Source organism: Vibrio crassostreae (genome assembly GCF_041439375.1).
Classification (GTDB): Bacteria; Pseudomonadota; Gammaproteobacteria; order Enterobacterales; family Vibrionaceae; genus Vibrio; species Vibrio crassostreae_D.
Map to the genome: position 1 here is coordinate 253,603 of NZ_JBGONY010000001.1, position 20,909 is coordinate 274,511.

Sequence of the window (20,909 nt, forward strand, 5' to 3'; positions counted from 1 at the left end):
ATTAGCTGCATAGATGCAGTTTGTTAAAAAGGAAATGACAATGAAATACGGCTATTTCGATAACGACAATCGCGAATACGTCATCACTCGCCCTGATGTACCAGCACCTTGGACCAACTACCTAGGTACTGAAAAGTTTTGTACCGTGATTTCACACAATGCAGGCGGTTACTCGTTCTACAATTCTCCGGAATACAACCGTGTTACTAAGTTCCGTCCAAACGGCACATTTGACCGTCCAGGACACTATGTTTACCTACGTGATGATGAGACAGGTGATTACTGGTCTATCTCTTGGCAGCCAGTGGCAAAGAGCCTCGATGAAGCGAACTACGAAGTTCGTCACGGCCTGTCATACTCAAAATTCAAATGTGAATACAGCGGCATTACCGCAACCAAGACGCTATTCGTACCTAAGGGTGAAGATGCAGAAGTTTGGGACGTTGTATTAAAGAACAACACTGACAAGCCACGTACTATCAGCACTTTCTCGTTTGTTGAGTTCTCTTTCAGCCATATTCAATCAGACAATCAAAACCATCAGATGTCTTTGTACTCTGCGGGCACGTCTTACCAAGAAGGTGTTCTGGAATACGACCTGTACTACAACACTAACGACTTTGAAGGCTTCTACTACCTAGCTTCAACTTTCTCACCAGACAGCTACGATGGCCAACGTGACAACTTCCTTGGTATGTACCGTGATGAAGCAAATCCAATTGCGGTTGAAAACGGTAAGTGTTCTAACAGCGCTCAAACTTGTTACAACCATTGTGGTTCTCTGCACAAGCAATTTACGATTCAACCCGGTGAAGAAGTTCGCTTTGCGTATGTACTCGGTATCGGTAAAGGCAACGGTGAACGCCTACGTGAGAAGTACCAAGACACAGCAAACGTAGACGCCGCTTTCCAAGGTATCAAAGATCACTGGGACGAGCGTTGCAACAAATTCCAAGTTAAGTCTCCGAACGAAGGCTTAGACACCATGATCAACACGTGGACGCTATACCAAGCCGAAACCTGTGTGGTTTGGTCGCGCTTTGCATCATTCATCGAAGTTGGTGGCCGTACAGGCCTTGGTTACCGTGATACTGCGCAAGATGCTATCTCAGTACCTCATGCCAACCCACAAATGACCAAGAAGCGTATTATCGACCTGCTTCGCGGCCAAGTGAAAGCGGGCTACGGTCTTCACTTGTTCGATCCTGACTGGTTCGATCCAGAGAAAGCCGACGTTGAGCCATCAAAATCACCAACGGTTGTTCCAACACCGTCAGATGACGACAAGATCCACGGCATTGAAGACACCTGTTCTGATGATCACCTATGGATCGTACCAACCATCATCAAATACGTAATGGAAACTGGCGAGCACGACTTCTTTGACGAAGTGATTCCTTACGCAGACGGTGGTGAAGCAACGGTTTACGAACACATGAAAGCCGCACTGAACTTCTCTGCAGAATACGTTGGTCAAACGGGGATCTGTAAGGGTCTTCGCGCAGACTGGAATGACTGTTTGAACCTTGGTGGTGGTGAGTCATCAATGGTTTCGTTCCTTCACTTCTGGGCGCTACAAGAATTCTTAGACCTTGCTAAGTTCCGCAATAACGATGCTGATGTTGCTAAATACACAGAAATGGCAGCGAACGTACGTGAAGCGTGTGAAACACACCTTTGGGATGACGAAGGCGGTTGGTACATCCGTGGTCTAACCAAAAATGGTGACAAGATCGGTACTGCTCAACAAGCTGAAGGTCGTGTACACCTTGAGTCAAACACACTAGCAGTTCTGTCTGGTGCGGTTTCTCAAGAGCGTGGTGAAAAAGCGATGGATGCAGTGGATGAGAACCTATTCTCTGAATACGGCCTACACCTAAACTCTCCATCATTCGCAACACCAAACGATGACATCGGCTTCGTAACTCGCGTTTACCAAGGCGTAAAAGAGAACGGCGCAATCTTCTCTCACCCTAACCCATGGGCTTGGGTAGCAGAAGCGAAGCTAGGCCGTGGTGACCGTGCGATGAAATTCTACGACGCACTAAACCCGTACAACCAAAACGACATGATTGAAACGCGCTACGCAGAACCATACTCGTACGTGCAGTTCATCATGGGTAAAGATCACCAAGACCATGGGCGTGCAAACCACCCTTGGTTAACGGGTACTTCTGGTTGGGCTTACTTCGCGGTAACTAACTTCATTCTTGGTGTTCGTACCGGCTTTGAAGGCCTAACGGTTGATCCATGTATCCCGACTGATTGGCCAGAGTTCGAGGTTACTCGCCAATGGCGTGGCGCAACTTACAACATCACGGTGCAAAACCCGAATGCAGTAAGCAAAGGCGTTGCTTCTATCACTATCAATGGTGAGTCAGTTGAAGGTGCAATCCCAGTACAAGCAGAAGGCAGCGTGAACGACGTTGTCGTTGTTCTAGGCTAGTCACTCAATTTAACGAACAGCTCTTGTCTCAAGTCTTTACAGGCTTGAGACAATGAGACTAAAAGGATTTTCTAATGATTAAATTTGGTACAGGTGGCTGGCGCGCTTTCATTGGTGAAGAGTTCACCAGAGAGAACGTTCGCTTAGTAGCGCAAGCGCTCGCTAACATCATTAACAACGAAGATGCAGCCAAGAATGGTTTTGTGATCGGTTATGACCGTCGTTTCCTTTCAGATAAAGCGGCATGCTGGTTTGCAGAAGTACTTGCAGCGAATAACATCAAAGTAAGCTTCATTGATAAATTCGTTCCAACACCTATCGTGATGTTCCAAGCAAAAGAGATGGGGTGTACCTACTCAGCGTGTATTACCGCTTCTCACAACCCAGCAGACTACAACGGTATCAAGGTGTTCATTGAAGGTGGTCGTGATGCTGACGAGATCATCACCGAGAAGATCGAACAGCAAATCGCAACCCTAACTAACGAAGACGTTATCCGTGTCGATTTCGAACAAGCGTTAAATGACAAAGAGATCGAGATCATCAATCCGATGAACGACTTTGTGGATTCGATCATCAACTTTATTGATATCGATTCGATCAAGAAAGCCAACCTACGCGTACTGATTGATCCTATGTTTGGTGTAGCAAAAAATGCTCTACAAACGGTTCTGATCAACGGTCGCTGTGATGTCGACGTAATCAACGATGGTAAAAACCCAGATTTTGGTGGCTTGATGCCATCGCCAAATGCCGCAACGCTGTATCGCTTGAAGCACTTAGTAGCCGCTGAAGGTTATGACATCGGTATCGGTACCGATGGCGATGCCGACCGCTTAGGCATTATCGATGAGAAAGGTCACTTCATTCATCCTAACGAAGTGTTATTGCTGCTTTACTACTACTTACTGGAATACAAAGGTTGGAAGGGCTCTGTCGTGCGTAACATCGCAACCACACACCTGCTAGATAAAGTGGCGGCTGATCACGGCGAGAAGAGCTTTGAGGTTCCGGTAGGCTTTAAACATATCAGCTCGCAAATGGAAGCCGATGACTCACTGATTGGTGGAGAAAGCTCAGGTGGTTTAACCATTCGTGGTCACATCAAAGGTAAAGACGGCGTATTTGCTTCTAGCTTGCTGGTTGAAATGATCAGCGTGACGGGCAAAAAGCTGTCTGAACTGCTTGATGAGATCTATTCCAAATACGGCTATGCCTACACCGCTGAAGGCGACTGCAAGTTTAAGCCTTCAGAGAAAGAAGCACTCTACACCAAGATCTATGTAGAGAAGCAACTGCCTGAATTTGAATACGAAATTGAAAAAGTCAGCTATGAAGATGGTGCCAAGGTGTACTTCAAGAATGGCGGCTGGGTAATTGCTCGCTTCTCAGGAACAGAGCCGTTACTACGAATCTTCGCAGAAATGGAAGATAAAGACACTGCAGAACGTGTTCTTCAAAAAGTGAAAGACTTCCTCTCTCTATAGGCTTATAGAGTGCAGCAGTTTTGTATGGGATTTAACAAATCACTGCCTTGTTAAAGCCTATAGGTGAAGAACTCTTGCCCAGTACTTTAATTAAAGTACTGGGCTTTTTTATCGTGATTCTTGTCACGATTAGTATCGTGTTGTATCCCTTTAAAAAGCCAACACGCCTTTGGTATCGACTTTTACGTTTACTGGCATACCCACTTCAAGCGCTTCTGATGAGGTTGCCAACAACTTCTGACCATGAGCTTCAATAACATAGCGACAGTGGTCGCCCATAAATTGCTGTTCTAGCACTGAAATAGCGCTATCTTGCTCATAACTTGCTTGGATCTGCTGTGGTCTTAGTAACAACGAACATTCCGATCCCACTTCAATCTGAGTTTGTGCTTTAGCTTCTATCAGGCCTAAGCTTGTTTTAAATTCATTTCCTGAAATACGCTGTGCATTCAGATAACTGCCACCACCCAGGAAATCAGCAACGAACTTACTCGAAGGGTGGAAATACAACTCAGATGCCGAACCATACTGTTCAATCACACCATGGTTCATTACAGCCATCTTATCTGCGAAAGCAAATGCCTCTTCGCGACTATGAGTCACAAAAATAGCGGTAACACCCTGCTTCTTAAAGATCTTACGAATTTGAGAAATCAGCTCATGACGAACTTGAGTATCGATGTTCGAGAATGGTTCATCTAACAACAGTAAGTCAGGTTTGTATGCCAAAGATCGGGCAATCGCAACACGCTGTTGTTGACCACCAGAAAGTTGATGTGGGTATCGGTCACCGAACTCATCTAAATGAACCAGTTCCAACATCTCTTGAACTTTCTCTTTCTTTTGTTGCTCAGAGAGCTCTTTAAGGCCAAAGCCAACATTCTGTTTTACCGTCAAGTGCGGAAACAGGGCGTAATCTTGGAAAATCATACCTATGTTTCGTTGCTCAGGTGGTAACCAATTCGCAGCGTCATCAATAACTTGGCAATTCAGGCTCATGACACCACTGCTCAATGGAAGCAGGCCGGCAATCGCTTTAAGCAGCGTCGTCTTACCACAACCACTGGCACCAAGCAGACAAACAATTTCACCATGCTCAACTTCTAAAGAAAGAGATTCCAAAATAGTTTGGGACTCATACTTACAAGTCAGATCTTTAATTGATAATGCACAACTCATTAGTGTTTCTGCTCCAAGGAACGGTTTACGATGATCAGCGGAATTAACCCCACCAAGACTAACAACACAGCAGGCATGGCTGCTAATTCAAGGTGCTCATCTGACGCATAGTTATAAACGTAAGTCGCCAATGTTTCGAAATTGAAAGGACGTAGCAGCAATGCCGCATTCAACTCTTTCATTGATTCGATAAACACCAGTAAACCTGCGATCAACGCACCGCGTTTAATCAAAGGTAAATGAACACGACGTAACATCTGGTTGGCATTGCAACCCATAGTTTTAGAAGCCATATCCAATGAAGGAGAGATTTTACTTAAGCTACTTTCAATACTGCCAATCGCCACGGCAGAAAAACGCACGACCATCGCAAAAATAAGCGCAAACATAGAGCCAGAGAAAATCAGCCCCGGGCGCCCCCACTCCATCACTTTCGCAATATCATTGACTAAGTGATCCATGAACAGCACAGGCACCATCACACCAATAGCCAACACGGTGCCTGGAACGGCATAGCCCATCGAAGCGAGACGCATATAAGCCTGATTTTTCTTACTCGGGCTAACACGTTGATTGAAGTTAACAATCATCGCTACAATTACACCAATAATTGCCGCTACCACCGACACATAAAGGCTGTTAACCGCATACTCTCTGAATTCAGGCGTCCAACTTTGTGCAAAGTATTTGTAGGCATAGATCATCAACTGGCCTAGAGGGAATAAGAATGCAACGCACACTAATCCCCAGCACCAAAATAGTGCCAACCACTTCTTCCAACCGGACAGGTCGTAACGAAAGTCTTCACGACTGCTGAATTGATTCTGGAACAGTTTCTGTTTACGACGACTGTAGCGCTCTGAACTCAACAGTAGGATCACGATAACCAGCATAATTGCCGATATTTTCGCAGCAGCCGTTAAACTTGAGTAACCTAACCAGGTATCGTAAACCGCTGTCGTTAAGGTGTTGACTGCAAAGTAACTCACGGTACCAAAGTCACCAATGGTTTCCATTGCAACAAGTGATAGACCTACGGCCATTGATGGGCGAACAAGTGGCAACGAGATACGACGAAAACTTTCCCAAGGTGAGCATTTTAGCAAACGAGCGGATTGCAGTAAGGAGACGTTTTGCTCCATAAATGCCGCTCGGCACAGCAAGTAAACATAAGGATAGAGAACGAGAGACAGAACAATAATAGCACCAGATAAGGTTCTAATATCCGGGAACCAATACTCACCAGGTCCCCAACCAGTAAGATTTCGCAGTAGAACTTGAACAGGGCCAGCAAAGTCGAACCAATCGGTAAAAATATACCCGACAATATAGCCTGGCATTGCTAATGGCAGTACCAGCGCCCATTGCAAAACCCGCTCGCCCGGTACACGGCACATTGCCATAATCCAAGCAGACGGAATACCAAAAACCAAAGACAGGAACATGGTTCCTATGACTAAAACCACCGTATTGTAAGCATAGGTGGGCATCACTGTGGACATCAGATGAGAAAATAGCTCATCTGTTTCTCCAACAGCCGTCGTAAAAATCGCTAAGATCGGTAAAACCAGCAAGACAGCAATGACGCCGCTACTGGTGTTCCATAAATAATTCTTTTCTTTCATCGCCTAACTACAACGAGGCTTAATGAAACACAAATGCATTTGCAAATACATCTCATATCCTTTTAATGGTGGGGTTATTTATACCCATATACTGTAACGACTTCAAGGTGAGATGCTCATAACTCAAGGGATCAACAGCTAGCTTTGTATCAAAAAGTGATTTTCCAAAAACAAACAACCTCAAGTGACCGAAAATGGTGACTTGAGGTTGTCATTTTACTTGGGCCGAAGCCTACAGTAATAAATTAAAGATCAAACTTAACTTCGTCTAATAGTTTGATTGCTGCTGCGTGATGGTCAGCAATTTGGTCTAGAGAAATTGTATCTGCTTTGAATTCACCCCATGAAGCAACAAGCTCAGAAGGTTTAACATCAGCTTTCACTGGGTATTCATAGTTCACTTCTGCGTACATGCTTTGTGCTGTGTTACCCGATAGGAATTCCATTAGCTTAACGGCATTCTCTTCGTTTGGAGAGTATTTAGCCATTGCCATACCAGAGATATTCACGTGAGTACCCGTTGTCTCTTGGTTAGGGAAGTTAATGTAAACAGCGTCAGCCCAAGCTTTTTGCTCTTGATCGTTAACCATCTTGCCTAGGTAGTAGCTGTTACCAAGAGCAACATCACATAGGCCTTCTTTAATCGCTTTAACTTGTGCGCGATCGTTGCCTTGAGGCTTGCGTGCTAGGTTAGCTTTTACGCCTTCTAGCCACTCTTTCGTTTCAGCTTCACCTTTGTGAGCTATCATCGAAGATACTAGAGAAACATTGTATGGGTGCTTACCGCTACGCGTACAGATCTTGCCTTTAAATTCAGGCTTAGTTAGATCTTCGTAAGTAAACTCCTCACCTAGACGACCAACACGGTCACGAGAAGAGTAAACGCTACGTGTACGTGTTGTTAGAGCGAACCACTCATTGTTTGTATCTTGGTATTGAGCAGGAATATTCTTTTCAAGAACTTCGCTTTCAACAGACTGAACTAAACCTTGTTTAGTTAGCTCAGATAGACGACTGATGTCTACAGTTAACACTACGTCTGCAGGGCTGTATTCGCCTTCTTGAGCTAACTTTTCTGCTAAACCTTTTTTAGCAAACTTAACGTTTACTTTAATGCCAGTCTCTTTTGTGAATTCCTTGAACATTGGTTCAACTAGGAAAGGTTGACGGTAAGAGTATACGTTCACTTCTTCCGCAGCCATTGCAGCAGGGGCAATGACACTACACGCTAGAGCTGAAAGTGTTAGCAGTTTTTTCATGGTAAAATCCTTTATATCGAAATGATAATCTATATCAGTTGCGTTATTATATTCATCAGTAACACAATTACAATGATGTCCGACAAAAAAATTGTTCGCTCTGCGTCATCAGCCTCGCACTTTTGTAACAATTCATTTCAAAGTGACCGCTTATTCTTGCGAAGAGTTGCCGGCTAGCTCGGTTTATCTACATCAATCAAAACTACTCGACCATTAATAACAAAACCCCACAACCAATGGCTATGGGGTTTGCTTTGCCCTGCCTAACCCGTTCAGATTAGACAAATACTATTGATTATTTTACTGATACAAATTCTGGGTAAGCGCCGACACCACAATCGTGCATGTCCATACCTTCTAGCTCTTCATCTTCACTAACACGAATACCGATTGTTGCTTTAAGCACTGCCCATACCGCTAGGCTCGCACCGAATACCCATGCGAAGATTACGGCAGCACCCAATAGTTGAGCACTAAACGTTGCGTCAGTATTACTCAGTGGCACTGCCATTAGACCGAAGAAACCACACACACCGTGCACTGAGATAGCACCAACTGGATCATCAATCTTAGCTTTATCTAAAGCGATGATGCTGAACACAACTAGCGCACCAGACACTGAACCAATAGCCACAGCGAACAGAGGAGATGGAGATAGAGGGTCTGCAGTGATTGCTACTAGGCCAGCTAACGCACCGTTAAGAATCATTGTTAGGTCTGCTTTGCCCCAAGTCGTTTTACATACTAGTAGTGCTGCGATTGCGCCTGCTGCTGCAGCTGCGTTGGTGTTAAGGAAGATTTGACCCACTGCTGTCGCGTTCTCGAAATCTGAAACCATCAGTTGAGAACCGCCGTTGAAACCGAACCAACCAAACCAAAGAATAAATGTACCTAGTGTTGCAAGCGGCATGTTTGAACCAGGAATCGGGTAGATTTCACCGTTCTTACCGTATTTACCTTTACGAGCACCAAGTAGTAGAACACCTGCTAATGCAGCTGCTGCACCGGCCATATGTACAATACCCGAACCTGCAAAGTCACTGAAACCCGCTTCTGATAGGAAACCACCGCCCCAAGTCCAGTAACCTTCAACTGGGTAAATGAATGCTGTTAGTACTACCGAGAAGATAAGGAACGACCAAAGTTTCATACGCTCAGCAACTGCACCAGATACCACAGACATGGCAGTTGCAACGAATACTACCTGGAAGAAGAAGTCTGATTCTAGAGAGTGGTCTGCGCCTTCACCTTGAGTACCAATCAGAGTACCGAATGATGGCAACCAACCGCCTTCGCCGTTGTCGACATACATAATGTTGTAACCAACCACTAAGAACGCTGTACAAGCAATCGCGTACAAGCAGATGTTCTTAGTTAAAATTTCTGTGGTGTTCTTTGAACGAACTAGGCCAGCTTCAAGCATCGCGAAGCCTGCTGCCATCCACATTACCAACGCACCTGAAATGAGGAAGAAAAAAGTGTCTAGTGCGTAACGTAGTTCCGTTACTGTTGTTGTAAGTTCCATATTAAAGTCTCCAGTCCTTGTAATTCTTTAAAGTGCTTCAGCATCCATTTCACCAGTACGGATTCGTACGGCTTGGCTTAGGTCATACACAAAAATCTTACCGTCACCGATTTTACCTGTGTGTGCCGCTTGACTGATTGCTTCAACAACTCGGTCAACGTTTTCAGCTTGAGTAGCAATCTCTAGCTTCACTTTTGGTAGGAAGTCGACTTGGTACTCTGCACCACGGTACAATTCTGTGTGTCCTTTCTGACGACCAAAGCCCTTCACTTCAGAGACCGTCATACCTTCAATACCCACATCAGAGAGCGCTTCGCGTACATCGTCTAATTTGAATGGCTTAACAATGGCATTTATTAATTTCATATTCGTTCCTTAAATTCTTACTTAATCCGTTAATTCTCTTATAACAATCCAAGTAGCGTGCCAAAAAGTTAAGTGTTTGATTTTCAATCAAATATACATAATAGGACTATAAAAACAAAAAAGGCCGCACCAATATGGTGCGGCCTTTTCACTATCTTAATGCGTATTGCTCTTATTGCTCCAGATTTGGGCAACGGAGCCTTCAAAGCTCTGAATGACTAACAAATAGGTGTTAGAAACTAGTAACCTAAAAAATCCATCCAGCGTTCGATGAGTAGTTCAAAATCATCGATTCCACAGCTTGCTTGGCTTTCACAGTTATAGAAGTCGAACTCACTGCCCTCTTCCATTTCTTGCTCATGCGCTAACACGTTTTCTTGAATCGTGACTTCATCTTCATTGATGGCAAGGCTAATCTCTTTGCCAAGTAGCGTCACTTCATTGCTCAGGTCTTGTCGAGATTGCTCAATAAGCGCCATCACATGATCTAGTTTCTGCTTATCTTTGCCGATCTCTTCTTGTAACCAGCGGCCAACGATCTCGTGCCCCATACTGCACTTTACATAGTACTCGCCCATTAAAGTGTTTCTTGTAAATTCAAATTCCATAAAGGCTCCGCGCACTAATGACAGATAGGGTTAAAAATGAGGCGAGAGTATATAGCGAAGTCATCAAGAGATCGAGTCGCTCGTCTTCTAACATTCAGACATAAAAAAACGCCTACCGAAGTAGACGCTCTATCATTTGGGTTCCTCTAAATAGTTGGAGTGGCAGCTAGGCGACAAGTACGTTCATCCCTATGAGCATAGAAGCTCTATGTGATTAGGGTGAACGTACGCAGTCAACAACGCTGCCGCTACAAATATGACGAGGAACTAGGCTGGTTCTTGGAAAATAACCGTGTCCGCTTTTTCCGTGTACTGACCCATTTTATGGAAGTTCAGGTAACGGTATGTATCAGCAGCCGTTGCATTGATCTTATCAGCGTACTCTAGGTACTCTTCTTTCGTTGGAATACGACCTAGAATCGCACCAACCGCAGAAAGTTCAGCTGACGCTAGGTAAACATTCGCGCCTGTACCCAAACGGTTCGGGAAGTTACGAGTAGAGGTAGACATTACCGTCGCAGCATCAGCAACACGAGCTTGGTTACCCATACACAGTGAACAACCCGGAGTTTCAATACGAACCCCAGCACGACCGAAGATGCCGTAGTAGCCTTCTTCTGTCAGCTGATCTTTATCCATCTTGGTTGGCGGAGCCACCCATAGGCGAGTATTTAGCGAGCCGTTAAACTCTTCTAACATCTTACCAGCAGCACGGAAGTGACCGATGTTCGTCATACAAGAACCGATAAACACTTCTTGAATCTCAGTACCTTGAACGTCAGAAAGAAGACGAGCATCATCTGGATCGTTTGGTGCACAAAGGATTGGTTGATCGATGTCAGCAAGATCAATCTCGATAACGTGCGCGTATTCCGCATCTGAATCAGCAGATAGCAACTCAGGGTTCGCTAACCACTCTTCCATTGCAGTGATACGACGCTCAATCGTACGAACATCACCGTAACCTTCCGCGATCATCCACTTAAGCATAACGATATTCGAGTTCAGGTACTCATCGATCGACTCTTGAGATAGCTTAACCGTACAACCTGCAGCAGAACGCTCAGCAGATGCATCAGAAAGCTCAAATGCTTGCTCAACAGATAGGTGCTCAACACCTTCAATTTCTAGTACACGACCAGAGAATTCGTTGATCTTACCTGCTTTCTCTACGGTTAGTAGGCCTTGCTTGATACCATAAAGAGGAATGGCATGTACTAGGTCACGTAGCGTGATACCCGGTTGCATTTCGCCTTTAAAGCGAACCAAGATAGATTCAGGCATATCAAGAGGCATAACGCCGGTTGCGGCAGCAAATGCTACCAAGCCAGAACCCGCAGGGAATGAAATACCTAGAGGGAAACGAGTATGCGAGTCACCACCTGTACCTACAGTATCAGGAAGAAGCATACGGTTTAGCCATGAGTGGATAACTCCATCACCCGGACGAAGTGAAACACCCGCACGGTTCATGATGAAATCAGGTAGCGTATGGTGAGTGTTTACATCAACAGGTTTCGGGTATGCAGATGTGTGACAGAAAGACTGCATTACAAGGTCTGCTGAGAAACCAAGACACGCCAGATCTTTAAGCTCATCACGAGTCATAGGACCGGTCGTATCTTGAGAACCGACTGTCGTCATTTTAGGTTCACAGTACTGACCAGCACGCACACCTTCAACACCACATGCTTTACCTACCATCTTCTGAGCTAGCGTGTAGCCTTTATCAGATGCAGATGGATCGATTGGTTTAGCAAACAGATCCGTTTCAGCTAGACCTAGAGCGTCACGAGCACGACCTGTTAGGCCACGACCAATGATCAGTGGAATACGGCCACCAGCACGCACTTCATCGAGAAGAACTTTGCTTAGCTCAAAGTTTGAAATTACAGAACCGTTCTTGTGAACAACACCTTCGTACGGGTAGATATCAATGATATCGCCCATGTTCATGTCTTGTACGTTCAGTTCAATTGGTAGTGCGCCTGAATCTTCCATTGTGTTGTAGAAGATTGGTGCAATTTTACCACCAAGACAAACACCGCCAGTACGCTTGTTTGGTACGAATGGGATATCTTCACCCATGAACCAAAGTACTGAGTTGGTTGCCGATTTACGTGAAGAACCTGTACCAACAACATCACCAACGTAAGCCAGTGGAATGCCATCTTTTTGCATTTCTTCAATTTGATTGATTGGACCAACACTACCCTGCTCATCAGGAGTAATGCCATCACGTTCCATCTTCAGCATCGCTTTCGCGTGCACTGGGATATCAGGACGTGACCATGCATCAGGCGCTGGAGATAAGTCATCAGTGTTAGTTTCACCGGTAACTTTAAATACTTTAACGGTGATCTTTTCCGCTACTTTGTTTTTCGCTGTAAACCATTCAGCATCAGCCCAAGATTGAAGTACTTGTTGTGCAGATGCATTGCCAGCTTTCGCTTTCTCTTCTACGTCATAGAACGCATCGAACATCAGTAGAGTATGAGATAGCGCTTTAACAGCGATTGGAGCAAGCTCAGCATCGTCTAGTAGAGATACTAGAGATTCGATGTTGTAGCCGCCTTGCATAGTACCAAGCAGTTCTGCAGCTTTTGCTTTGCTTACTAGTGGAGAAGCTACTTCACCTTTAGTGATAGCCGTAAGAAAGCCAGCTTTTACATAAGCAGCTTCATCTACACCCGGTGGAATGCGGTTTTCTAGTAGGTCAAGAATGATTTCTTCTTCACCTTGAGGTGGATTCTTCAGAAGTTCAACTAGGCCAGCTACCTGCTCAGCATCTAGTGGTTTTGGAACAACTCCTTCGGCAGCACGTTCTTCGACGTGTTTACGGTAGGCTTCAAGCACGACTTTTTTCCTCTCATTGCGGTTCACTTCTTCCCTTCATAATTGTTAGTAAAATAAAGAAGTGAACATCCTTGGAAACTTGGCTCTCCATTGCCATTTTTGTCATTCAATTTGTATTGATGAGCGGCGTCATAGAGGCCAAACTGTGGGCGGTAGAATAGCAAATTTAACGTTAAATTAAAATCTTATCATTTTGACCAACATAGCAAGTTAAGACGAAAGTCCCACTATTTTTGCCTAATTACGCACTTAAATGGCGACTCTACGCATGATTATTTGTAGGAAGTACCTACAATCAGATACACCGAATCGAAGTTATCTTCGGTTCGGCCATAAGCTAAAATGATCGGCCCGATGGGTGAATCGACACCTGCGAAAACAGAACCCGCGGTGTACATTGGCGCTTCATCAATACTCAAATCATTGTTCGACCAAACACCACCATGTTCAATGGATGCCCCCACATAGAATGGTGATTTAAAGAGACCGAAGTCATTTTCAAACCACTTATAGCGATAAATCAAACTGGTGTATGCTAAGTTTTGACCGATCAAGCTATTCCTTGGAATACCGGATAGATTGAGGAACCCTCCTAGCTCTTTCGGATCAATTGGAAAGACTGAATTTTTACTTTCTACAATGCCGTAATCGAGCTTTGCGACTAAAGTATGCTTCTCAATACTTTGTGCAGCCATGAAATTGGCTGAAAACTCATAAACCGTATCGCTCTCAGACGTTAAATCCGATTCACCAACAGAGCTGTCATTATCAAAATCATCATGGGAGACAAGGTACTCCAAATCGACAAAGAAGCCCTTAGTCGGCAAGCTGAAGTTATCCAAAGTATCCAGTCGATAGCCCATAAAGCCACCAATACGTTTATAGCCACCACTGCCCAATGAAGGTAAAGAAGCCACCTCAACATCCCCATCAGTATAGCGAAGGCCGAATTTCAGCTCTTGCCACAAGGTAGGTTGATAGCCTAATGCTAACTCTCCGACATACTCGCTATAAGTCATTGGAAAGTAGTCGTTCGTTACGTCTAGTGTTGGCTCTTCAATTTCGTCAATATCGACCGGGAGGTTTCTGTTCTGCTTACTGTAAACAATCGATGCTGAAGTGAACAATTTTTGGCTCGAAAAGAATGGCGAGTAGAGTTCGGCCTCAATTCGTTTATCCGTACCCATCTCGATATTGGTTCTTAACTCTGCACCGTGCGAGTTGATATCGGTAAAGTTGGCTGAAACACCGATCGAGTACTGGCTGGTAGTAGAGAAAGCATCTTCAAGAAAGAAACGAAAGTTGAGGTAGTTTGGCCCCCAAGACTTTTCATCCACATTCACCGTAAGTTGCTCTTCACCGTCAACATTATCAAACTCATAAGTGACTAACTCAAATCTATCCAGTGCATAGAGGTCTTGCACTTTAGATTCAATTTCACTGGTCTTTAAGATCTTACCGGAATCTAGGTTTAAACGGTTTTCGATCAGCTTATCGGAATAGTGAGTATTGTTATTGATAACAACTCGGTCAACGACGGTCTTATCACCGTGCTTCAGCTGTCTGCGTGCTTTTTGTTTGTCCTCGATATAATGCTGATAGTCTGCGTTAGAGAGTGACAGCTTAGAAAGCTCGGAGCTATTCTGAATCGCTGCGTCATAACCGGCTTGGTAGGCACCCGGCATTTTATCGAATTCTGTCGTCTCCATTTGCCCAACATCAGGGCGTAGGAAAACATCATCATCGGTCAGTGTTTCAGCTTGCTCCTGAGTGCTGCGTTGAACCAGATAATTAGAAAGTTGGTCAGCTGCCGCTAGAAAATTCGTGAAGTCTTCTTTGCCTTTGTAATTGGTACTGATATCCACCGCAATGACAATGTCCGCTCCCATCGCTCTGGCAACGTCGACTGGCATATTATTGGTGACACCACCATCAACCAGCATTCGACCATCTAGCGAATAAGGGGGAAGCGCACCGGGTACCGACATACTGGCCATCATGGCATCGACAAGGTGACCATGATCGATGACCACTTCTTCAAGTTCGATAATGTCAGTTGCGACTGAACGGTAGGGAATAGCAAGATGGTCAAAAGAGTCGAGTGGAGAGAGGTTACCTGTGGTCTCACGTAGAATACGCAACATATTCTGACCTTGAACCACTCCTTTCCTTGCTTTGATTTCGCCCCAACCTAAACCAAGGTCAGTGTTCAGTTGGTAACGGTCTTCATACTCTTTGTCACGCACTCGGCGATCACTACGGTTAACGCGATCACGATAACCACGATTCCAATCAACCGTATAAATAAAGCTCTCGATCTCGTCTGCGCTCATCCCTGTCGCATAAAGACCACCAACGTATGAGCCCATACTGGTACCGGTAATATAATCCACCGGGATTTGCATCTCTTCTAAGGCTTTAAGTACACCAATGTGAGCTGCACCTTTGGCACCACCACCAGCAAGAACGACAGCAACGGTTGGCCTTTTATGAGCTTGTTCAGCTTGCTGAGATTGATCAACCTGTGTCGCGGTAGATGCAAACAGCTGAAAACTGATTACAGTACCCACAATGCCTAAGCCGCTCACTATCCAACGAGAAATCATTCTTTAAACTATCCTTGTCATTCTTTTCTATTGTGACTTTACCACTGAAAAAGCTTCTTTAGCCACTGTTTTGGCTGACTTTCACAGCCCTTTTTAATGTTTCCATTCTCATCCCAAACAGGCAGTTTCACCGCACCATCACAGTCAAACTCTAAAGCCCCTTCAGAAGTTCGAGTAAAACTGGCCGTCGTAATCCCATTCGGCCAAGGCAGTAATAATTGCTCCGGAGTTCTATGTTTAAGATAATCGGCATAGACACGTAACGCACCACTTGAGCCCGTTAATTTAGTCGGCTTATTATCATCGCGCCCTAGCCAGATGGTGGTGACTTCACGGCCATCAACCCCAACAAACCAACTGTCTCGACTGTCATTACTGGTGCCCGTTTTACCGGCTAACCCTGCCCAAGCAAACTGACCTTGTAGGAAACGACCCGTACCTTCCGATACACCACGCTTCATCGCATAAGTTGTTAACCAAGCAGCTTGCTGATCAACACTTTGCGATACGCGAGGGATTGATTGATATAAAACCTCGCCATCATTATCAACCACAGAACGAAGAGCAGACAAAGGTGCGATACGACCAGAGTTGGTAATGGTTTGGTACACCTGCGCTACTTGGAACGGAGTCAGTGAGAACGAACCCAAAAACATCGACGGCACTGGGCGTATCTCATTTTTATCGACACCCAGCTTTTCAATCGTATCCGAGACGCTATCAATGCCTAACTGCATGCCCAAACGAACGGTAGGTACGTTGTAAGACTTAGAAAGCGCCACATACAAGGGCACATCTCCGCGGAACTTACGATCGAAGTTTCTTGGGCTCCATACGCTGCCTTTACTGCCTTTCAAGCTCAGTGGCGTGTCCTTCAGTGTTGTCGCCAACGTGTACTTTTGGGGTTGTTCTAAGGCGGTTAAGTAGATTGCAGGCTTAACCAAAGAACCAATAGGACGACTCGCATTCAAGGCACGGTTAAAACCATCGTAGCCAGTACGTTTACCACCGACCATAGCTCGGATTTCACCGGTATTTCTGTCCACGGCAATAGCTGCAGCTTCCAGTTTGTTACCTGCGGTTTTCGATAAATCAGGCACCTTACGTGCAATCGACTTCTCTAACTTGTCTTGGGAAACCGGATCCAAAGAGGTAAAAACTCGAATGCCTTTTTTCGCTTCAAATCGATCGCCGACATACTTCTTAAGCTCAATATTGACTTGCTGGAAGTAAGCGGGCTGACGGCTAGCAATACGTGGGTTGTCTTGAATATCCAAATCACGACTCGCCGCTTCTTCGTATTGTCGCGGAGTTAATATGTCTTGCTGCATCAACAAGCGAAGCACCAGATCGCGTCGAGTCTTAGCACGCTCAGGATAACGAACCGGATTGTAATACGAAGGTCCCTTTACCATACCGACAAGCAGTGCTAGCTGATCAATACGGAGCTCTTGAATAGGTTGACCGAAGTACAAGCGAGACGCCAAACCGAAACCATGAATCGCTTGCCCGCCATTTTGCCCAAGGTAAACCTCGTTTAAGTAAGCCTCTAGAATACGATCTTTGCTGTAACGATGGTCTAAGATAAGCGCAATGTAGGCTTCACGAACCTTACGCCACAATGTACGTTCACTGGACAAGAACAGGTTCTTCGCCAACTGCTGAGTCAGCGTACTACCACCTTGTACCGTGCGCCCGGCTTTAACATTCACCACCATCGCACGAGCGATCGCCAATGGCGAAACCCCATCATGTTGATAGAAATTTCTGTCTTCGGTCGCCAGTAGCGCATCAACCATCACTTCTGGGAATTGGTTACGTTTTAAGAACAGTCGCTGTTCATCGTTACTTTTCTCAAGCATGCCAAGCATTTTCGGCTCAACACGCAAATACCCCATGTCGCCTTTCTTCTCTAGCGACTGAATTCGAGTTAACTCGTTACCGTTGAAATGCAGCATCACATGACGATCCGCTTCGGGTCCATCGACAAACTCGAACGGACGACGAATCATTTCAATCTTGGTTGAAGAAGAGGAGTATTCGCCCGGGTGACGAGGCGCGTTCACCTTACGATAATTAAGCACATCGAGCTCATTCTTAACCTGCACCAAACTCACTGGAGTTCCAGGAGACAGGTCTAGTACTCGCGCATAAACCACAGTTGGCAAATCAAACAGCTGACCTTCAAAACGCTGCTTGACCACAGAATCAAGATAAATACCGACAAACAACAGCAATGCCGCGAGCGCTATGCCCGCTTTCCAAGAAATACCCCACAGGATCTTCAACCAACCTCTTTGACCTGACTTCTTAGCCTTAAGTTTGGTCTTTTTTGCAGCCGCTCTTGGTTTTCTTGGCTTGGCTTTGGTCGCGGGTGACTTCTTTGTTGGCGCTTTTTTAGGTGGTGCCTTTTTTGGCGTTAACATTTTGGTCATCATCGATTCAACTGTCGTTTGGTTTTAGTGGTTGCTACATGGTTAGCAGGGTCATCCGGCCAAGGATGTTTTGGGTAACGGCCTTTCATCTCTTTTTGTACTTCTTTGTACGCGCCAGCCCAAAAGCCAGCTAAATCTTGAGTAATTTGCAGTGGTCGCTGTGCTGGAGAAAGTAGCTCAAGCACGACTTTTTTACGCCCTTGCGCAATCAATGGCGAATCTTGTTCACCAAAGACTTCCTGCATTCGCACTGAGATCACGGGTTCAGACTGACATTGATAACGAATGATCTTCTTGCTGCCTGTCGGCATAACATAGTGCGTTGGTAACCATTGGTCTATCTCTTGATTCAAAGGCCAGCCAAGATAAGCAGACAACGCCTGCTCAATCGAAACACTAGTCAGCCCTTTTGCCGACTTAATGCCATTCAAATATGGTGATAGCCACTCATCAATATGTTCAACCAAACTCGCGTCATCCATCGCTGGCCAATCATGTTCAGGCATCCAAAGCTGAGCGCAGCGTACACGCTCAACCAGCTGTTTAGCCGAAGGTGTCCAATGTAATCGATCCAGCCCGCATCGAGCGACATAGTTGAGCAGCGCTTGGCTCGCCTGATTCGAATCGGGATCGGGTAAAGCTTTGGTGCTGATAATCAGTTTGCCCAGGGACACTCGCTGCTCGGCAACTAAACGGCCACGCTTCTCATCCCAATCGGCGTAATCGGAACGCACAAACAGTTTGGGAAATTGAGCTTCTAGCTGCGCAATATCAACCGCGGTGGCCAAGAAAATCTGACTGGCTCGCCCTGTGCTGCGCATCAAATCAATCACTACGATATAGTCATTGTTCGCCAATGGATCATCGTCACGAACCTCGGCGCCGTGGCCATTAGCAAGACGGAAAGCACTGCTGGTCGCGCTTCTCACTTGTGCAATCCGGTCCGGGAAGGCAAAACAAAGCACTAATGGTAGCAATGATTCGTCAGCTTGTGACAAATCTAAGTGATGATTGAGTTTGCTGGCGAGACTTTTCGCTCGCTGCATCACCACGTTATTTTTCGAATGTTTTCTTTGCTTAAGTCGGTGCAACGAATGCTGAATATCTGTGACGTTGCGTTCAGGCTCTTCAAGTAAAGCGGCGGCGACAATCGCAGCATTCAGCAATGCTTGGCCGTTCTGTTGCGCTTTTATCAGCATGCTGGCGATACGTGGTTCAAGGCCTAAACGTTGAGCCAGTTTACCTAGCGCCGTAAATTGACCATTGCTGTCTAATATATCAAGGCTTTGCAGCAGTTGCTTGGCTTGCTCCACTGCAGCTTGGGGCGGAATGTCTAACCATTGCAACTCGTCTGCATTCGCAGCGCCCCATTGCGTAAATTCAGACACCAGCGAAGACAAATCAGAATGAAGAATCTCAGGCTCTGGTACAGCAGGTTGCTGCATTAGTTGCGTTTCGCTGTACAAACGAACGCACAAGCCCTCTTCAATTCGTCCTGCACGACCCGCTCGTTGTTCAGCAGAAGATTGTGAGATTTTCACTTGCTCGAGCTTGGTGATACCAGTTTTCAAATCAAACTTAGCGACTCTTTCAAGCCCGGAGTCCACCACTAATCGAATACCTTCGATAGTCAAAGAGGTTTCCGCGATATTGGTGGCCAATACCACCTTTCGACGCCCTTTCTCTGATGACTCGATCGCTTTCTGTTGTTGAGGAAAGCTAAGTTGCCCGTAAAGAGGACACACATCGATATCACCAGCAAGCTGTTCAAGTTGAGATTCCACCTGCTTAATCGCAGAAACGCCTGGTAAAAAAGCTAGAAGTGAGCCTGACTCTTTCTCCATCAGAGAGCGAATCACGCTAGCCATTTTAGGGGCTAGATATTCATTTGCGCTAAGAGGCTGATAACGGAAATCGACCGGAAAGGTGCGACCTTGTGATTCTACGTATTTGGCATTAGGCAATAAAGACTGCAGCGCGTGTTGATCTAAGGTTGCCGACATCACAACCACCTTTAGATCGTCACGCAATGCCTCTTGGATCTCTAAGCTAAACGCCAATGCGGTATCGGCGTGAATGCTGCGCTCATGAAATTCATCAAAGATCACCATATCAACCCCAGTCAATTCAGGGTCGGTTTGGATCATTCTTGTCATGATCCCTTCAGTGACGATTTCCAAGCGAGTTGAACTGCTGGTTTTAGATTCACCACGAACTCTAAAGCCAATGCTCTCTCCCACCTCTTCTCCCAATTGGCTCGCTAAGTAAGTGGCAATATTCCTTGCCGCCAAGCGCCTCGGTTCAAGCATGATGATTTTGCCTTGAACGGCGTTGGTCTTAACTAACTGTAAAGGGAAGAATGTTGACTTACCCGCACCGGGAGCGGCCTTTAGAATAAGTTGAGTGTGTGTTTCTACGCCAGCGAGCAGATCTGGCATCACAGCTTCTATGGGCAGTTGTGGCAATGGGAGAACCTTGTGGTGTAATGTTGGCAACATTGTACATAAAAACCTACCT

The 20,909-nt window shown here is 45.5% G+C and carries 12 protein-coding genes; 2 read left to right on the plus strand and 10 right to left on the minus strand.

Features of this window, described 5'->3' with window-relative positions; genetic code table 11:
• Positions 1–40: 40 nt before the first annotated feature.
• Together ACED45_RS01145 and ACED45_RS01150 are read left to right on the plus strand one after the other, a co-directional pair.
• On the plus strand, positions 41–2,446 hold the full coding sequence (locus ACED45_RS01145; protein WP_017066806.1) for a GH36-type glycosyl hydrolase domain-containing protein: 2,406 nt from the start codon (positions 41–43) through the stop codon (positions 2,444–2,446).
• Between the two features lie 74 nt (positions 2,447–2,520).
• Positions 2,521–3,933, plus strand: coding sequence for a phosphoglucomutase/phosphomannomutase family protein (locus tag ACED45_RS01150; RefSeq protein WP_050620018.1), 1,413 nt, complete (start codon positions 2,521–2,523; stop codon positions 3,931–3,933).
• 150 nt (positions 3,934–4,083) lie between these two features.
• Here the strand turns inward: ACED45_RS01150 and ACED45_RS01155 are convergent, their stop codons facing one another.
• From ACED45_RS01155 to hrpB, 10 genes are all read right to left on the minus strand, one after another.
• Positions 4,084–5,112 carry an ABC transporter ATP-binding protein gene (locus tag ACED45_RS01155; RefSeq protein WP_371713162.1) on the minus strand — a complete coding sequence of 343 codons (1,029 nt, stop codon included), beginning with the start codon at positions 5,110–5,112 and terminating at the stop codon, positions 4,084–4,086.
• Positions 5,112–6,737 (minus strand): ABC transporter permease, encoded by a 1,626-nt coding sequence (locus tag ACED45_RS01160; RefSeq protein ID WP_371713163.1) that lies wholly within the window; start codon positions 6,735–6,737, stop codon positions 5,112–5,114. Before ACED45_RS01160 ends, ACED45_RS01155 begins: the two co-directional genes overlap by 1 nt.
• A 245-nt stretch (positions 6,738–6,982) precedes the next feature.
• Positions 6,983–7,996: a Fe(3+) ABC transporter substrate-binding protein gene (locus ACED45_RS01165; RefSeq protein WP_371713164.1), complete on the minus strand. Its 1,014-nt coding sequence runs from the start codon at positions 7,994–7,996 to the stop codon at positions 6,983–6,985.
• A 295-nt stretch (positions 7,997–8,291) separates the two neighbouring features.
• A complete protein-coding gene (locus tag ACED45_RS01170) occupies positions 8,292–9,521 on the minus strand; it encodes an ammonium transporter (RefSeq protein ID WP_146490638.1) in 1,230 nt (409 codons plus the stop codon).
• Between the two features lie 27 nt (positions 9,522–9,548).
• Complete coding sequence (gene glnK / locus ACED45_RS01175) at positions 9,549–9,887, minus strand: P-II family nitrogen regulator (protein ID WP_004738200.1); 339 nt, start codon at positions 9,885–9,887, stop codon at positions 9,549–9,551.
• Positions 9,888–10,126: 239 nt separating this feature from the next.
• The gene (locus ACED45_RS01180; RefSeq protein WP_019824378.1) at positions 10,127–10,495 is read right to left on the minus strand and encodes a YacL family protein; all 369 of its coding nucleotides are present in this window, start codon (positions 10,493–10,495) and stop codon (positions 10,127–10,129) included.
• A gap of 267 nt (positions 10,496–10,762) precedes the next feature.
• Positions 10,763–13,351 carry a bifunctional aconitate hydratase 2/2-methylisocitrate dehydratase gene (gene acnB / locus ACED45_RS01185; RefSeq protein WP_057622291.1) on the minus strand — a complete coding sequence of 863 codons (2,589 nt, stop codon included), beginning with the start codon at positions 13,349–13,351 and terminating at the stop codon, positions 10,763–10,765.
• Positions 13,352–13,623: 272 nt separating this feature from the next.
• A complete protein-coding gene (locus ACED45_RS01190; protein WP_371713165.1) occupies positions 13,624–15,957 on the minus strand; it encodes a patatin-like phospholipase family protein in 2,334 nt (777 codons plus the stop codon).
• Between the two features lie 38 nt (positions 15,958–15,995).
• Positions 15,996–18,395 carry a penicillin-binding protein 1B gene (mrcB, locus tag ACED45_RS01195; protein ID WP_371713166.1) on the minus strand — a complete coding sequence of 800 codons (2,400 nt, stop codon included), beginning with the start codon at positions 18,393–18,395 and terminating at the stop codon, positions 15,996–15,998.
• Positions 18,392–20,890 carry an ATP-dependent helicase HrpB gene (hrpB, locus tag ACED45_RS01200; protein WP_371713167.1) on the minus strand — a complete coding sequence of 833 codons (2,499 nt, stop codon included), beginning with the start codon at positions 20,888–20,890 and terminating at the stop codon, positions 18,392–18,394. The genes mrcB and hrpB overlap by 4 nt, the downstream gene beginning before the upstream one ends.
• Between the last annotated feature and the right edge of the window lie 19 nt (positions 20,891–20,909).

Coding starts and splice junctions, on each gene's coding strand:
- ACED45_RS01145 (WP_017066806.1), top strand. CDS start 41: ATGAAATACGGCTATTTCGATAACGACAATCGCGAATACGTCATCACT.
- ACED45_RS01150 (WP_050620018.1), top strand. CDS start 2,521: ATGATTAAATTTGGTACAGGTGGCTGGCGCGCTTTCATTGGTGAAGAG.
- ACED45_RS01155 (WP_371713162.1), bottom strand. CDS start 5,112: ATGAGTTGTGCATTATCAATTAAAGATCTGACTTGTAAGTATGAGTCC.
- ACED45_RS01160 (WP_371713163.1), bottom strand. CDS start 6,737: ATGAAAGAAAAGAATTATTTATGGAACACCAGTAGCGGCGTCATTGCT.
- ACED45_RS01165 (WP_371713164.1), bottom strand. CDS start 7,996: ATGAAAAAACTGCTAACACTTTCAGCTCTAGCGTGTAGTGTCATTGCC.
- ACED45_RS01170 (WP_146490638.1), bottom strand. CDS start 9,521: ATGGAACTTACAACAACAGTAACGGAACTACGTTACGCACTAGACACT.
- glnK (WP_004738200.1), bottom strand. CDS start 9,887: ATGAAATTAATAAATGCCATTGTTAAGCCATTCAAATTAGACGATGTA.
- ACED45_RS01180 (WP_019824378.1), bottom strand. CDS start 10,495: ATGGAATTTGAATTTACAAGAAACACTTTAATGGGCGAGTACTATGTA.
- ACED45_RS01190 (WP_371713165.1), bottom strand. CDS start 15,957: ATGATTTCTCGTTGGATAGTGAGCGGCTTAGGCATTGTGGGTACTGTA.
- mrcB (WP_371713166.1), bottom strand. CDS start 18,395: ATGATGACCAAAATGTTAACGCCAAAAAAGGCACCACCTAAAAAAGCG.
- hrpB (WP_371713167.1), bottom strand. CDS start 20,890: ATGTTGCCAACATTACACCACAAGGTTCTCCCATTGCCACAACTGCCC.